Below are 15,634 nucleotides of genomic sequence, written 5' to 3' on the forward strand. Positions count from 1 at the left end.
AGGGTAGCAATTTGCTACCCTTTCTCTCTGACGCGAGAATACGCATAGCCTATGAAGCCAATTTTTAGCCGTGGCCCATCGCTACAGTTTCGCCTCATTCTGGCGGTTCTGGTTGCGCTTGGGGTCATTATTGCCGATAGCCGCCTCGGTACGTTCAGCCAGATCCGAACGTACATGGATACCGCCGTCAGTCCTTTCTACTTTATATCAAATGGTCCCCGTGAACTGCTCGACTCCGTTTCTCAAACGCTGTCTTCACGAGACCAGCTCGAACTTGAAAACCGGGCATTACGCCAGGAACTGCTGCTGAAAAACAGCGAACTTCTGATGCTGGGGCAATACAAGCAGGAAAACGCGCGTCTGCGTGAGCTGCTCGGCTCGCCGCTGCGTCAGGATGAGCAGAAGATGGTTACCCAGGTGATCTCCACCGTGAACGACCCTTACAGCGATCAGGTTGTGATCGACAAAGGGAGCGTCAACGGGGTGTATGAAGGCCAGCCCGTCATCAGTGATAAAGGCGTAGTAGGCCAGGTTGTTGCCGTCGCCAAACTGACCAGCCGCGTGCTGCTGATTTGCGACGCCACGCATGCGCTGCCGATCCAGGTGCTGCGCAACGACATCCGCGTGATTGCGGCCGGGAACGGCTGTACGGACGATCTGCAGCTGGAACACCTGCCGGCCAACACGGATATCCGCGTGGGCGACGTGCTGGTGACCTCCGGTCTGGGTGGCCGCTTCCCTGAAGGCTATCCGGTTGCGGTGGTCTCTTCGGTGAAGCTGGATACGCAGCGTGCCTATACCGTGATTCAGGCGCGTCCAACCGCCGGTTTACAGCGTCTGCGCTACCTGCTGCTGCTGTGGGGCGCCGATCGTAACGGTACTAACCCGATGACGCCTGAAGAGGTCCATCGCGTGGCTAACGAACGTCTTATGCAGATGATGCCGCAGGTTCTGCCGCCAGCGGACTCTATGGGGCCGCCTGCGCCAGTCCCGGCACCGGCAACGGGGTTAACGCAGCCGCTGCCGGATGCGCCGCCACCGCCTAAACTCTCTTCGGGAGGGCAGTAGTGGCAAGCTATCGTAGCCAGGGACGCTGGGTCATCTGGCTCTCGTTCCTCATTGCACTGTTGCTGCAGATTATGCCCTGGCCGGATAACATTCTCGTTTTCCGGCCAAACTGGGTCTTGCTCATTTTGCTCTACTGGATCCTTGCCCTGCCGCATCGCGTAAATGTCGGCACGGGTTTTGTGATGGGTGCCATACTGGATCTCATTAGTGGCTCTACGCTGGGCGTACGCGCCTTGTCCATGAGCATTATTGCGTACCTCGTCGCACTGAAATTCCAGCTCTTCCGTAACCTCGCGCTCTGGCAACAGGCCCTGGTCGTGATGCTGTTGTCGCTTGCTGCGGATATCGTTGTTTTCTGGGCAGAGTTTTTAGTGATCAACGTCTCTTTCCGACCGGAAGTGTTCTGGAGTAGTGTAGTAAACGGTGTGCTCTGGCCGTGGCTATTCCTGCTGATGCGTAAGGTTCGCCAGCAGTTTGCTGTGCAATAAAAGGTTTCTATGACGTCTTTGTATCTCGCTTCCGGCTCCCCGCGCCGTCAGGAACTCCTGACGCAGCTTGGGGTCTCTTTTGAACGCATCGTGACCGGCATTGAAGAAATACGTGCTGAGGGCGAAAGTGCTCAACAGTACGTGTCACGTCTGGCGCGCGAGAAAGCGCAGGCGGGCGTGGCCTGCGTGCCGCGCGATCTGCCCGTGCTGGGAGCTGATACCATCGTTATCCTTAACGGTGAAGTGCTGGAGAAACCGCATGACGCCGAACACGCGGCGCGCATGCTGCGCAAAATGTCCGGGCAAACGCATCAGGTGATGACGGCCGTCGCGCTGGCGGACCGCCAGCACGTGCTGGATTGCCTGGTGGTGACGGATGTCACGTTCAGAGTACTTACCGACGACGAGATCGCCGCTTATATTGCCAGCGGTGAACCGATGGATAAAGCAGGTGCATACGGTATTCAGGGGCTGGGTGGCTGTTTTGTCAGGAAGATTCATGGCAGCTATCACGCCGTAGTCGGCTTACCGCTGGTGGAAACGTATGAGTTGCTGAGCAATTTTAACTCACTGCGTGAGGGAAGGGATAATTATGACGGCTGAATTGTTGGTAAACGTAACGCCATCGGAAACCCGTGTGGCCTATATTGACGGTGGCATTCTTCAGGAAATTCATATTGAGCGTGAAGCGCGGCGCGGAATAGTAGGCAATATCTACAAAGGTCGTGTCAGTCGTGTACTGCCGGGTATGCAGGCGGCTTTTGTAGATATTGGACTGGATAAGGCGGCATTTTTACATGCCTCCGACATCATGCCGCACACCGAGTGCGTCGCGGGCGAAGAGCAAAAACAGTTTGCCGTGCGTGACATTTCTGAGCTGGTGCGTCAGGGCCAGGACTTAATGGTGCAGGTGGTGAAAGATCCTCTTGGTACCAAAGGCGCCCGTCTGACCACCGATATCACCTTACCTTCCCGCTATCTGGTGTTTATGCCCGGCGCGTCGCACGTGGGCGTTTCGCAGCGTATTGAGAGCGAAAGCGAGCGCGAGCGCCTGAAGAAAGTCGTCAGCGCCTACTGCGATGAACAGGGAGGATTTATCATCCGCACCGCCGCGGAAGGGATCAGCGAGGAAGACCTGGCGTCAGATGCGGCTTACCTGAAGCGCGTCTGGACAAAAGTGATGGAGCGTAAAAAACGCAACCAGACCCGCTATCAGCTCTATGGTGAGCTGGCGCTGGCGCAGCGCGTGCTGCGTGACTTTGCCGACGCGCAGCTCGACCGCATTCGCGTGGATTCCCGCCTGACGTATGAAGCGCTGCTGGAGTTTACCGCTGAATATATCCCGGAAATGCCGGGCCTGCTGGAGCACTACACCGGGCGTCAGCCGATCTTCGATCTCTATGATGTCGAAAACGAGATCCAGCGTGCCCTGGAGCGTAAGGTTGAACTGAAGTCCGGCGGCTATCTGATCATCGACCAGACCGAAGCGATGACCACCGTCGATATCAACACCGGCGCGTTTGTAGGTCATCGCAATCTGGACGACACCATCTTCAACACCAACATCGAAGCCACGCAGGCGATTGCGCGCCAGCTTCGTCTGCGCAATCTGGGCGGCATTATCATCATCGACTTCATCGATATGAGTAATGAAGACCATCGCCGCCGCGTGCTGCACTCGCTTGAGCAGGCCCTGAGTAAAGATCGCGTGAAAACCAGCATCAACGGCTTCTCACAGCTGGGGCTGGTGGAAATGACGCGTAAGCGTACCCGCGAGAGCGTGGAGCATGTGCTGTGTAATGAATGCCCGACCTGCCATGGACGCGGAACGGTAAAGACGGTTGAGACCGTCTGCTACGAGATCATGCGTGAAATCGTCCGTGTTCATCATGCCTACGACTCCGATCGTTTTCTGGTCTATGCTTCCCCTGCGGTGGCTGAAGCGCTGAAAGGCGAAGAGTCACACGCGCTGGCGGAAGTGGAAATCTTTGTCGGCAAACAGGTAAAAGTACAAATTGAACCGCTCTATAACCAGGAGCAGTTTGACGTCGTGATGATGTAAGCGCAGTACGCTGCGTGACCAAAGCTGACAAGGAGAGATGCGTGAGGCGATTGCCGGGGATTTTATTGCTTACAGGGGCAACGCTGGTCGTGATTGTCGCGTTGCTCGTGAGCGGGCTACGCCTCGTTTTACCGCATCTGGACAGCTGGCGTCCGCAGCTGCTGGCAAAAATCGAATCCACCACCGGCGTGCCGGTGAACGTCAGCCAGGTAAGCGCCAGCTGGCAGAACTTTGGCCCGACGCTCGATGTGCGGGATATCAACGCCAGCCTGAAAGATGGCGGCCACCTCAAAATCAAACGCGTGACCCTGGCGCTGGACGTCTGGCAAAGCCTGCTGCATCTGCGCTGGCAGTTTCGCGATCTCACCTTTTATCAGCTTCAGTTTCTGACCAATACGCCCATCTCCGGCGGCGACAGCAGCCAGGGGCTTGAGGCCAACCGTTTTAGCGATCTTTTCCTGCGCCAGTTCGATCATTTCGATCTGCGCGACAGCGAAGTGAGCTTTATTACCCTTTCCGGCCAGCGTGCGGAACTGGCGATCCCCCAGCTGACCTGGCTCAACGGCAGGAACCGGCACCGCGCTGAGGGGCAGGTGAGTCTCTCCAGCCTGAACGGTCAGCACGGCGTGATGCAGGTGCGCATGGATCTGCGTGACGATGACGGTCTGCTAAATAACGGCAAAGTCTGGCTGCAGGCCGACGATGTGGACGTCAAGCCGTGGCTGGGCGACTGGCTCCAGCAGAATATGCAGCTGGAAACGGCCCGATTCAGCCTTGAAGGCTGGCTGACCCTGACGAAAGGCGAATTTGCCAGCGGTGATATCTGGCTCAAGCAGGGGGGCGCGAGCTGGAAAGGCGAAAAACAACAGCATCAGCTTTCCGTCGATAACCTCACCGCCCACGTGACGCAGGAGAAAGAGGGCTGGCAGTTTGCCATTCCCGATACGCGGATCGCGATGGACGGCAAGCCGTGGCCGCGCGGTGCGCTGACGCTGGCCTGGATGCCGGAGCAGGACGTTGGTGGCACGGCCAGTAAACGCAGCGACGAGCTGCGCATCCGCGCCAGCAACCTGGATTTGGCCGCCATTGAAGGGCTGCGCTCAATGGCGGCAAAGCTCTCTCCAGACCTGGGCGAGATCTGGCTGGCTACGCAGCCGAGCGGAAAGATCGATTCTCTGGCGCTGGATATCCCGCTTCAGGCGACGGAAAAAACCCGTTTCCAGGCAACATGGAAAGATCTTGCCTGGAAGCAGTGGAAGCTGCTGCCGGGTGCGGAGCACTTTAGCGGCAAGCTGGAAGGCAGCGTGGAGAACGGCAGGCTGACGGTTGATATGCACGACGCCAGAATGCCGTACGAGACGGTCTTCCGCGCACCGCTGGAAATCGAACAGGGCAACGCAGTGCTTAACTGGCTCCGTAACGATAAGGGCTTCCAGCTCGATGGTCGCCACATCGATGTCAAAGCTAAAGCGGTACACGCGCGGGGTGACTTCCGCTATCTGCAACCGCAGGGGGACGAGCCGTGGCTGGGTATTCTGGCCGGAATCAGTACCGATGATGGCTCGCAGGCCTGGCGCTATTTCCCGGAAAACCTGATGGGTAAAGCGCTGGTCGACTATCTGAGCGGCGCAATCCAGGGTGGTCAGGCGGAAAACGCCACGCTGGTCTACGGCGGTAACCCCCATCTGTTCCCGTACAAACATAATGAAGGTCAGTTCCAGGTGCTGGTGCCGCTGCATGACGCCACCTTCGCGTTCCAGCCGGGCTGGCCCGCGCTGAAAAACCTGGATATCGAACTTAACTTCCTCAATGACGGCCTGTGGATGAAGTCCGACAGCGTGGCGCTGGGCGGCGTGACGGCCAGCAACCTGACGGCCAACATTCCGGACTACTCAAAAGAGAAGCTGCTGATTGATGCCGACATCAACGGTCCCGGCAAGGCGGTGGGACCGTACTTTGAGGAGACCCCCCTGAAAGAGTCGCTGGCGGCGACGCTTCAGCAGCTGCAGCTTGATGGCTATGTGAATGCTCGCTTACATCTTGATATCCCGCTGGACGGTGAGATGACCACCGCGAAAGGCGACGTCCGTCTGAAGAACAACAGTCTGTACATTAAACCCCTTGAGAGCACCCTGAAAAATCTCAGCGGGCAGTTCAGCTTTGAGAACGGTAACCTGAAGAGCGAGCCGCTGACCGCCAGCTGGTTTAATCAGCCCGTGAATATCGACTTCACGACCACAGAGGGTGAAAAGGCGTATCAGGTGGCCGTCAATCTGGACGGTAACTGGCAGCCAGCGCGAATGGATGTCCTGCCGAAGCCGATTGAGGCGTCGGTGGAGGGGGCGGTCGCCTGGCAGGGTAAAGTGGCAATCGACCTGCCTTATCACGCGGGTGCCCAGTACAAGGTCGACATCACGGGTGATCTGAAGAATCTTCGAAGCCAGCTGCCTGCGCCGCTGGATAAACAGGCCGGACAGCCGCTGCCGGTGAAGCTGAACGTCGAGGGCAACCTGAACAGCTTCGCGCTGACCGGAAACGCGGGCGGGACGAACCACTTCAACAGCCGCTGGCTGCTTAACCGCAAGCTCACCCTCGACAGGGCAATCTGGACGACGGATAGCCGCTCCACGCCGCCGCTGCCAGAGCAGACGGGCGTTGAGCTGAATCTGCCGCCGATGGACGGTGCAGAGTGGCTGGCGTTGTTCCAGAAAGGCGTTGGGCAAAACGTTGATGAAACCGCCCAGTTCCCGCAAACCATTACCGTACGCACGCCGTCGCTGATGCTGGGTGGGCAGCAGTGGAACAACCTGAGTATTGTCTCGCAGCCCGCTGCTAACGGTACGAAAGTGGAGGCCCAGGGCCGGGAGATCAACGGCACGCTGACCATGCGCAATCACGCGCCGTGGCAGGCGGCGATCCGTTATCTCTACTACAACCCGGCCGCCGCGAGTAAAGATAAACCGGCGGATGCCTCGCCGCTGAGTCAAACCTCCCGCGTCGATTTTAGCGGCTGGCCCGATCTCCAGCTGCGCTGCGCGGAGTGCTGGCTGTGGGGACAGAAATATGGCCGTATCGACGGTGATTTTGCCATTCAGGGAAATACGCTTACGCTCACCGGTGGATTGATCGACACCGGCTTTGGCCGCATGACGGCAGGCGGGGAATGGGTGAATAATCCGGGCGAGCAGCGAACGTCCCTCAAGGGCGACATTAAAGGCAACAAACTGGATGCGGCAGCCAATTTCTTTGGCATCAGCACGCCGCTGCGCGGTTCGTCATTTGACGTCGATTACGATCTTCACTGGCGCGACGCCCCTTGGAAGCCGGATGAGGCCTCGATGAACGGCATTCTGAAAACCCACTTCGGCAAAGGTGAAATCGCCGACGTGAGCACGGGGCGCGCCGGGCAGATCCTGCGCCTGCTGAGTTTTGATGCGCTGCTGCGCAAGCTGCGCTTCGATTTCAGCGATACCTTCAGCGAAGGGTTCTACTACGATTCCATCCGCAGTACGGCGTGGATCAAGGACGGCGTTCTGCATACGGACGATACGCTGGTGGATGGCCTGGAAGCGGATATCGCCATGAAAGGCTCGGTCAACCTCGTGCGCCGCGAGCTGGATATGGAAGCCGTGGTGGCGCCGGAAATTTCCGCGAGCGTGGGCGTTGCGGCGGCCTTCGTGGTGAACCCGATTGTCGGTGCGGCGGTGTTTGCCGCCAGCAAAGTGCTGGGGCCGCTGTGGAGCAAGGTCTCCATTCTGCGCTACCGCATTACCGGTCCGGTCGATAAACCGCAGATTAACGAGGTGCTGCGCCAGCCGCGCAAAGATGCACAGCAATGATTTGACGTGGGCAGGTAATTGCCTCACTCTCAATAAATACGATCTTTATACCGCCACGGGCGGCAACGAACGAGTAGCAATACGATGAGTCTGAACCTGGTAAGTGAACATTTGCTCGCAGCGAACGGCCTGAACCATCAGGACCTGTTCTCCATTCTTGGTCAACTGACCGAACGCCGTCTCGACTACGGCGACCTTTATTTCCAGTCGAGCTATCACGAATCCTGGGTTTTAGAAGACAGCATCATTAAAGATGGCTCTTACAACATCGACCAGGGCGTTGGCGTCCGCGCCGTCAGCGGGGAGAAAACCGGTTTTGCGTATGCCGATCAGATTAGCCTCGCCGCACTTGAGCAGAGCGCGCAGGCCGCGCGCACCATTGTGCGTGATACCGGCGATGGTCGCGTGAAAACCCTGGGAGAAGTGCAGCACTCTGCGCTCTATACCAGCATCGATCCGCTGCAGAGCATGAGCCGTGAAGAGAAGCTGGATATCCTGCGCCGCGTGGACAAAGTGGCGCGCGCGGCAGATAAACGCGTGCAGGAAGTTTCAGCCAGCCTGAGCGGTGTGTATGAACTGATTCTGGTGGCGGCAACGGACGGTACCCTGGCGGCAGATGTCCGTCCGCTGGTGCGTCTCTCTATCAGCGTGCAGGTCGATGAGGACGGCAAACGCGAGCGCGGTTCAAGCGGCGGCGGCGGTCGTTTTGGCTATGACTGGTTCCTGGGCGACGTTGACGGTGAAGCGCGCGCTGACGCGTGGGCAAAAGAAGCCGTGCGCATGGCGCTGGTGAATCTGAATGCCGTCGCGGCGCCGGCGGGTTCATTCCCGGTGGTGCTGGGTGCCGGCTGGCCGGGCGTGCTGCTGCATGAGGCGGTGGGCCATGGTCTGGAAGGCGACTTTAACCGTCGCGGAACGTCGGTATTCAGCGGTCAGATTGGTCAACTTGTCTCCTCTGAACTGTGCACCGTGGTGGATGATGGCACCATGCGCGATCGTCGCGGCTCGGTCGCTATCGACGATGAAGGTACGCCCGGCCAGTACAACGTGCTGATCGAAAACGGCGTGCTGAAAGGCTACATGCAGGACAAACTCAACGCGCGCCTGATGGGCGTTGCGCCAACGGGTAACGGCCGTCGTGAGTCCTACGCGCACCTGCCGATGCCGCGCATGACCAATACCTACATGCTGCCGGGCAAATCCACGCCGCAGGAGATTATCGAATCCGTTGATTACGGTATCTTTGCGCCTAACTTTGGCGGCGGCCAGGTGGATATCACCTCCGGTAAGTTTGTCTTCTCAACCTCAGAAGCGTACCTGATCGAGAAGGGCAAAGTGACCAAAGCGGTGAAAGGTGCAACGCTGATCGGCTCCGGTATTGAAGCCATGCAGCAGATCTCCATGGTCGGTAACGATCTGAAGCTGGATAACGGCGTGGGCGTCTGCGGTAAAGAGGGCCAGAGCCTGCCAGTGGGCGTGGGCCAGCCAACGCTGAAAGTAGACAACCTGACGGTGGGCGGCACAGCCTGACCTGAGCAAACATAAAAAAGGCGCTACAGATGTAGCGCCTTTTTTTTAACGTAAGTTACCCAGCGTAATCTCCGGATCCGGCTCGTGAGTGATGCGGTTACGCAAGTCACGACGAATAATTTCGATCGACCAGAACCAGACCAGATGGCCCACGATCTCTGACACGTGTTCATACCACGGCAGCTCAAACAGCGGTGGCGTCAACCCCATCAGCGGGAAGGAGATCATATGCACAAAGAGCTGAGCTAACGCACCTGCCAGCAAACCCTGCCAGAGTTTAATTTTCGGGAAGACTTCAGCCACGACACAATAGCCAACAGCGAAGACGATGGAGAAAATAATATGCGTTACGCCGACCCAGTTAAATATATGTCCGGCAAATGTATAAACTGCTGCGTTAGGATCGACAACGCCAAGCCAGTCACGTAAAAATACATAGGGAGGGTTTAAAAAATTGCGGGAGCAGTCGATCTGACCTGCGGCTCTTATTAAGTGCTCAGGTCCGCATGCGCCGGTGAATAAGTCGGCAGGGCTGCGTGGCGGAAGCGGCACTTCGGCTCCCCATTTGACAAAAGCGGAGACGATCCCTGCAATTAAACCGATGAACGCGGCGAGTCCATAGCGCCTGCGTGAAGGCGGTGTTTGTTCAAATAGATTCATTTCTTTTCCTTGTTTAACGTCATCCTGCGAAATACATTTTATTATTCATATCAGCAACAAATTAATAACAGTCTGACGAGCAGACTGCATATAAAGTAATGGGCTGATGGCGGTAGTGTCAATTAGCTATTCCTGATAGTGGCGAAGGAATATTCCTGAATGAATACGGGATTCATCCTGGGAATATTCATCGGTCTTATACGTTCAGGAATAAATGGATTATTCCTTTCGTCTTCCCCGCATCCCCTGAAACAGCTCCGCCACGTCCACAAAATACTCGGTCAGATAGTTAATACACACCTGGACTTTCAGCGGGAGCTTGTCTTTTTCGGTATACAGGGCGTACACCGGACGCGGATCGGATTGGTAGCGCGGGAAGAGGATCTCCAGCACGCCGCTGTTAATTTCGTTGATCACCCACATCAGCGGCACGTAGGCGATCCCGGCGCCAGCCACCAGCCAGCGCGAAATGGTCATGGGGTCGTTAGTGACAAACCGCCCCTCCGGCAGCAGTTTGGTGGAGATCCCTTCCGGGGCAATCAGCTCAAATTCATTGTCGGGCCGCACGCTGTACTCCAGCCACGAGTGGTTGGTGAGATCGGCGGGTTTCTCCGGCACACCGTACTGGGCCAGATAGCTCTTCGAAGCGCAGACGACCATCGGCATGCTGCCCAGCCGACGCGAGAACAGGCTGGAATCCTGCAGCGCGCCGACGCGGATCACCACGTCCAGGCCGTCGGCAATCAGATCCGGCGCCGGGATACCCGTCACCAGATTGACGGTAAGCCCGGGGTACTCTTTCAGCATATCCGCCGTCATGGCAGCGAGAACATTTTGTGCCATAGTTGAAGAACACCCGATGCGCAGCGTGCCGATGGGGGTGTTGTTGAAGGCGTAGAGCTGTTCGTGAACATCCCGCACTTCCAGAAGCATGCGACGACAGCCCTGATAGTAAATTTTACCCGCTTCCGTCAGGCCAATGCTGCGGGTACTGCGGTTGAGCAGCTTGACCTGAAGCTCATCTTCCAGTTTGGACACCGTCTGGCTGATAGAGGAGACGCTCATCTGAAGCTGGCGTGCAGCGGCGGTAAAGGAGCCCAGTTCAACCACTTTGGCGAAGACTGACATGCGTTTTAAACGTTCCATTGTTCACTCTGGCTTAAAAGTGATTTAGATCACATATTATAGATAACAGCATAACAGTTACGTTAATATATTATTAATTACATAACGGCTGCGCCATTCTCGCCCGGCGTTTCTTGCTCTCCTGCGGTGGCGTGCGCTAAAAAATTCTGAAGCCTGCACTCTCTCTTATCAAGGTCAACATGAGTCTGTTTCCCGTTATCGTGGTGTTCGGTCTGTCGTTCCCACCGATATTTTTCGAGCTTCTTTTATCACTGGCGATCTTCTGGCTGGTGCGCAAGGTGCTGGTCCCTACCGGGATCTACGATTTCGTCTGGCACCCTGCATTGTTCAATACCGCGCTGTATTGCTGCCTGTTTTACCTGATATCGCGCATGTTTGTCTGAGGTTGATGTGAAAACGCTAACAAGAAAAATCTCCCGCACTGCCATCACCATGGCGCTGGTTATCCTCGCCTTCATTGCCATTTTCCGCGCCTGGGTCTATTACACCGAATCACCGTGGACGCGTGACGCGCGCTTTAGCGCCGATGTGGTGGCCATTGCCCCTGACGTGGCCGGTCTTATCACGGCGGTTAACGTTCACGATAACCAGCTGGTGAAAAAAGATCAGGTTCTGTTCACCATCGACCAGCCTCGTTACCAGAAAGCGCTGGAAGAGGCGGAAGCGGACGTGGCCTATTACCAGGCGCTGGCTGCGGAGAAACGCCGTGAGGCAGGCCGCCGTAATCAGCTTGGCGTTCAGGCAATGTCCCGTGAAGAGATTGACCAGTCCAACAACGTGCTGCAAACCGTGCTGCACCAGCTGGCGAAAGCACAAGCAACGCGCGATCTGGCGAAGCTCGATCTGGAGCGTACCGTGATCCGCGCGCCGTCTGATGGCTGGGTGACCAACCTTAACGTCTATGCCGGGGAATTCATTACCCGTGGCTCAACCGCCGTGGCGCTGGTGAAACAGAACTCTTTCTATGTACTCGCCTATATGGAAGAGACCAAGCTGGAGGGCGTACGTCCCGGCTATCGGGCAGAAATCACGCCGCTGGGCAGCAACCGCGTCTTTAAAGGTACCGTCGACAGCGTCGCCGCAGGGGTCACCAACTCCAGCAGTTCGCGTGATGCAAAAGGGATGGCAACGGTGGATTCCAACCTCGAGTGGGTGCGTCTGGCCCAGCGCGTGCCGGTCCGTATCCACCTGGATGAACAGCAGGGCAATCTGTGGCCTGCGGGTACCACGGCGACGGTGGTGATTACCGGTGAGAAAGATAGGGATGCCAGCCAGGACTCATTCTTCCGTAAAATCGCCCATCGTCTGCGCGAGTTTGGTTAATCGCTATGGGCATCTTTTCCATCGCCAGCCAGCACATTCGCTTCGCCGTGAAGCTGGCGTGTGCCATTGTGCTGGCGCTGTTTGTTGGCTTCCACTTCCAGCTTGAAACCCCGCGCTGGGCAGTGCTGACGGCCGCGATTGTCGCTGCGGGTCCCGCCTTTGCCGCGGGTGGGGAACCCTATTCAGGCGCGATCCGCTATCGCGGAATGCTGCGTATCATCGGGACGTTCATCGGCTGTATCGCGGCGCTCACCATTATTATCCTGATGATCCGCACGCCGCTGCTGATGCTGATGGTGTGCTGTATCTGGGCGGGCTTCTGCACCTGGATCTCATCCCTGGTGAAAGTGGAGAACTCCTATGCCTGGGGCCTGGCGGGCTATACCGCGCTGATTATTATCATCACCATCCAGTCCGAGCCGCTGCTGGCTCCGCAGTTTGCGGTGGAGCGATGCAGTGAGATTGTCATTGGTATCGTGAGTGCAATTGTCGCGGACCTGCTGTTCTCCCCGCGCTCCATCAAGCAGGAAGTCGACCGTGAGCTTGACGCGCTGATTGTCGCCCAGTACCAGCTGATGCAGCTCTGCATTAAACACGGCGACAGCGAAGAGGTGGATAAAGCCTGGAGCGGGCTGGTTCGCCGCACGCAGGCGCTGGAAGGGATGCGCAGCAATCTCAATATGGAGTCGTCACGCTGGGCTCGCGCTAACCGTCGTCTGAAAGCCCTTAATACGGTCTCGTTAACGCTGATTACCCAGGCATGTGAAACCTACCTGATTCAGAACACGCGCCCGGAAGTGGTCACCGATACGTTCCGCGAACTGTTCGCTGAGCCAGTGGAAACGGTGCAGGACGTGCACAAGCAGCTTAAGCGTATGCGCAGGGTTATTGCCTGGACAGGGGAACGTGACACGCCGGTAACGATCTACACCTGGGTCGGCGCCGCGACGCGCTACCTGCTGCTGAAACGCGGCGTGATCGGGAATACCAAAATCAGCGCGGCGGAAGAAGAGGTACTGCAGGGCGAAGTGGTGATCAAGCCGGAATCCGCCGAGCGCCATCACGCGATGGTCAACTTCTGGCGGACGACGCTTGCCTGTATGCTCGGCACGCTGTTCTGGCTGTGGACGGGCTGGACGTCCGGCAGCGGCGCGATGGTGATGATTGCCGTCGTGACCGCACTGGCGATGCGTCTGCCTAACCCGCGTATGGTCGCCATCGATTTCCTGTACGGCACCCTTGCCGCCCTGCCGATCGGCGCGCTCTATTTTCTGGTCATCATCCCGTCTACCCAGCAGAGCATGCTGCTGCTCTGTATTAGCCTGGCAGTGATGGCGTTCTTTATCGGTATAGAAGTGCAAAAGCGGCGTCTGGGATCGCTGGGGGCGCTGGCGAGTACGATTAATATCATCGTGCTGGATAACCCGATGACGTTCCATTTCAGCCAGTTCCTCGACAGCGCGTTAGGTCAGCTGGTGGGCTGTTTCCTGGCGATGATGGTGATTCTGCTGGTCCGCGATAATTCGCAGGCAAGAACGGGCCGCGTGCTGTTGAACCAGTTTGTGTCGGCCGCCGTGTCGTCGATGACAACCAACACCGCGCGTCGAAAAGAGAACCACCTCCCCGCGCTCTACCAGCAGCTGTTTTTACTGCTGAACAAGTTCCCGGGCGACATTGCCAAGTTCCGCCTGGCGCTAACCATGATCATTGCACACCAGCGTCTGCGCAATGCGCCGGTGCCGATCAACGACGATCTGTCGGCCTGGCACCGCCAGCTGCGTCGTACCGCGGACCACGTGCTTTCCGCCAGCAGTGATGACAAACGACGTCGCTACTTTACGCAGCTGCTTGCAGAGCTTGATATCTACCAGGAGAAGCTTAAAACCTGGGAAGCGCCGCCTCAGGTGACCGAGCCGGTAGGACGGCTGGTGTTGATGCTGCATCGCTACCAGAATGCCCTCACGGATAGCTGACTGAAGTAAAAAAACCGACGCCAAAAGCGTCGGTTTTTTTGTGGCTATACTTATTCCAGCACGTTCTTACATTTCAGGAAGGGAGGACACATGACGACCCAGGCGCTTCAGGATCACATCCTTTTTCAGACTGGTTATCTGGTCAACGGGATCTGGAAAACGCTGGACACGACCTTCGATGTGCTTAACCCCGCTACCGGGGAAGTCATCGCGAAAGTCGCGAAAGCGGGTAAAGCACAAACCGAAGAGGCTATCGCAGCGGCCACCAAAGCCTTCCCGGCCTGGCGTGCCAAAACCGCGAAAGAGCGCTCGGCGATTCTTTATCGCTGGTACGAACTGATTATTGAGAATAAAAGCTGGCTCGGGCAGTTAATGACCACCGAGCAGGGCAAGCCGCTGAAAGAAGCGGAAGGTGAGGTGGAGTACGCTGCCAGCTTTATCCAGTGGTTTGCCGAAGAGGCCAAGCGCGCCAACGGGGAAATTATTCCGCCGATCAAACCCGGCTCGCGCATTCTGGCGACCCGCGAACCCATAGGCGTGGTGGCGGCGATAACGCCGTGGAACTTCCCAATGGCCATGCTCACCCGCAAATTAGGCCCAGCGCTGGCTGCGGGGTGCACCGGAGTGATCAAACCGGCCAATAACACGCCGCTCAGTGCCTTTGCGCTGCTCACCCTGGCAAAACAGGCCGGCGTACCCGACGGCGTGCTCAACGCCGTGGCCGGGAATACCCATGAAATCAGCGATGCGATTATGGCAAGCCGAGACGTGCGTAAAATCTCCTTTACCGGCTCGACCTCCGTCGGCAAAACGCTGGTGCGTAATGCTGCCGAAACCATGAAAAAAGTCTCGATGGAGCTGGGGGGAAATGCCCCGTATATCGTTTTTGAGGATGCAGACATCGACGCGGCGGTGAAGGGGGCGATTGCCAACAAGTTCCGCAATGCCGGGCAGGTCTGCGTCAGCGTGAACCGTTTTTATATTCAGGAAACCGTCTACGACAAGTTTGTGAATAAACTTGCCGATGCCGTGAAGGCGCTCAAGGTGGGGAATGGCCTTGACGAGGGCGTCGTTGTCGGACCGCTGATTGAATCTGCTGCGGTCGACAAGGTGCGTGAGCATGTCGACGATGCCGTCTCACGGGGGGCAACCGTACTGGCAGGGGGTAAGCCCCATCCGCTTGGCGGGAATTTCTGGATGCCAACCGTGCTGGGCGACTGCCATGAAGGCATGAAGCTGGCAGAAGAAGAGACGTTTGGCCCGGTTGCGGCGTGTTTCCGTTTCACCTCGGAAGATGAAGTTATCCAGCGCGCCAACAATACGCCCTACGGGCTGGCGGCTTACTTCTACACCCAGAATCTCTCACGTGTTTTCCGCGTTTCGCAGGCGATCGAGAGTGGGATGATCGGCATTAACGAGTGTGCCGTCTCCACGGAACTGGGGCCCTTTGGTGGCGTGAAGGAGTCAGGCCTGGGTCGTGAGGGCTCCGTGCTGGGTCTGGAAGAGTATCTGGAAGTGAAAACCCTTCACATTGGGGGATTATAA

12 protein-coding genes are annotated in these 15,634 nt (G+C 57.3%); 10 read left to right on the forward strand and 2 right to left on the reverse strand.

Going from position 1 to position 15,634, the window contains the following annotated elements; genetic code table 11:
* Window positions 1-51 precede the first annotated feature (51 nt).
* The 6 genes from mreC to tldD all read left to right on the forward strand — a co-directional run bounded on the left by mreC (window position 52) and on the right by tldD (window position 8,987).
* A complete protein-coding gene (gene mreC / locus ACOTXI_RS11190; protein WP_008502850.1) occupies window positions 52-1,068 on the forward strand; it encodes a rod shape-determining protein MreC in 1,017 nt (338 codons plus the stop codon).
* Window positions 1,068-1,556, forward strand: a complete 489-nt coding sequence (gene mreD / locus ACOTXI_RS11195) for a rod shape-determining protein MreD (protein ID WP_008502849.1) — start codon at window positions 1,068-1,070, stop codon at window positions 1,554-1,556. The genes mreC and mreD overlap by 1 nt, the downstream gene beginning before the upstream one ends.
* A gap of 9 nt (window positions 1,557-1,565) precedes the next feature.
* Window positions 1,566-2,159 carry a Maf family protein gene (locus ACOTXI_RS11200; protein WP_008502848.1) on the forward strand — a complete coding sequence of 198 codons (594 nt, stop codon included), beginning with the start codon at window positions 1,566-1,568 and terminating at the stop codon, window positions 2,157-2,159.
* The gene (gene rng / locus ACOTXI_RS11205) at window positions 2,149-3,618 is read left to right on the forward strand and encodes a ribonuclease G (protein ID WP_008502847.1); all 1,470 of its coding nucleotides are present in this window, start codon (window positions 2,149-2,151) and stop codon (window positions 3,616-3,618) included. Before ACOTXI_RS11200 ends, rng begins: the two co-directional genes overlap by 11 nt.
* Window positions 3,619-3,659: 41 nt before the next feature.
* Window positions 3,660-7,457, forward strand: a complete 3,798-nt coding sequence (yhdP, locus tag ACOTXI_RS11210) for an AsmA2 domain-containing protein YhdP (protein ID WP_058655007.1) — start codon at window positions 3,660-3,662, stop codon at window positions 7,455-7,457.
* Between the two features lie 84 nt (window positions 7,458-7,541).
* Window positions 7,542-8,987, forward strand: a complete 1,446-nt coding sequence (gene tldD / locus ACOTXI_RS11215) for a metalloprotease TldD (protein ID WP_021242283.1) — start codon at window positions 7,542-7,544, stop codon at window positions 8,985-8,987.
* Between the two features lie 45 nt (window positions 8,988-9,032).
* On the opposite strand, the gene ACOTXI_RS11220 is transcribed toward tldD, so the two are convergent.
* The gene (locus ACOTXI_RS11220) at window positions 9,033-9,647 is read right to left on the reverse strand and encodes a YagU family protein (protein WP_058655008.1); all 615 of its coding nucleotides are present in this window, start codon (window positions 9,645-9,647) and stop codon (window positions 9,033-9,035) included.
* A 219-nt stretch (window positions 9,648-9,866) separates the two neighbouring features.
* Window positions 9,867-10,793: an HTH-type transcriptional activator AaeR gene (gene aaeR, locus ACOTXI_RS11225; RefSeq protein ID WP_008502843.1), complete on the reverse strand. Its 927-nt coding sequence runs from the start codon at window positions 10,791-10,793 to the stop codon at window positions 9,867-9,869.
* 179 nt (window positions 10,794-10,972) lie between these two features.
* Here aaeR and aaeX point away from each other — a divergent pair, with 179 nt between their 5' ends.
* The 4 genes from aaeX (at window position 10,973) to ACOTXI_RS11245 (ending at window position 15,634) form a co-directional block, all read left to right on the forward strand.
* On the forward strand, window positions 10,973-11,176 hold the full coding sequence (gene aaeX, locus ACOTXI_RS11230) for a p-hydroxybenzoic acid efflux pump operon protein AaeX (protein WP_003860416.1): 204 nt from the start codon (window positions 10,973-10,975) through the stop codon (window positions 11,174-11,176).
* Window positions 11,177-11,183: 7 nt separating this feature from the next.
* Window positions 11,184-12,116: a p-hydroxybenzoic acid efflux pump subunit AaeA gene (gene aaeA, locus ACOTXI_RS11235; RefSeq protein WP_045337040.1), complete on the forward strand. Its 933-nt coding sequence runs from the start codon at window positions 11,184-11,186 to the stop codon at window positions 12,114-12,116.
* Between the two features lie 5 nt (window positions 12,117-12,121).
* Entirely contained in the window at window positions 12,122-14,089 is a 1,968-nt protein-coding gene (gene aaeB, locus ACOTXI_RS11240) for a p-hydroxybenzoic acid efflux pump subunit AaeB (RefSeq protein WP_008502841.1), read from the forward strand.
* Between the two features lie 90 nt (window positions 14,090-14,179).
* On the forward strand, window positions 14,180-15,634 hold the full coding sequence (locus ACOTXI_RS11245) for an NAD-dependent succinate-semialdehyde dehydrogenase (RefSeq protein WP_008502840.1): 1,455 nt from the start codon (window positions 14,180-14,182) through the stop codon (window positions 15,632-15,634).

Source organism: Enterobacter cloacae complex sp. BZL2005 (genome assembly GCF_049238885.1).
Classification (GTDB): Bacteria; Pseudomonadota; Gammaproteobacteria; order Enterobacterales; family Enterobacteriaceae; genus Enterobacter; species Enterobacter roggenkampii.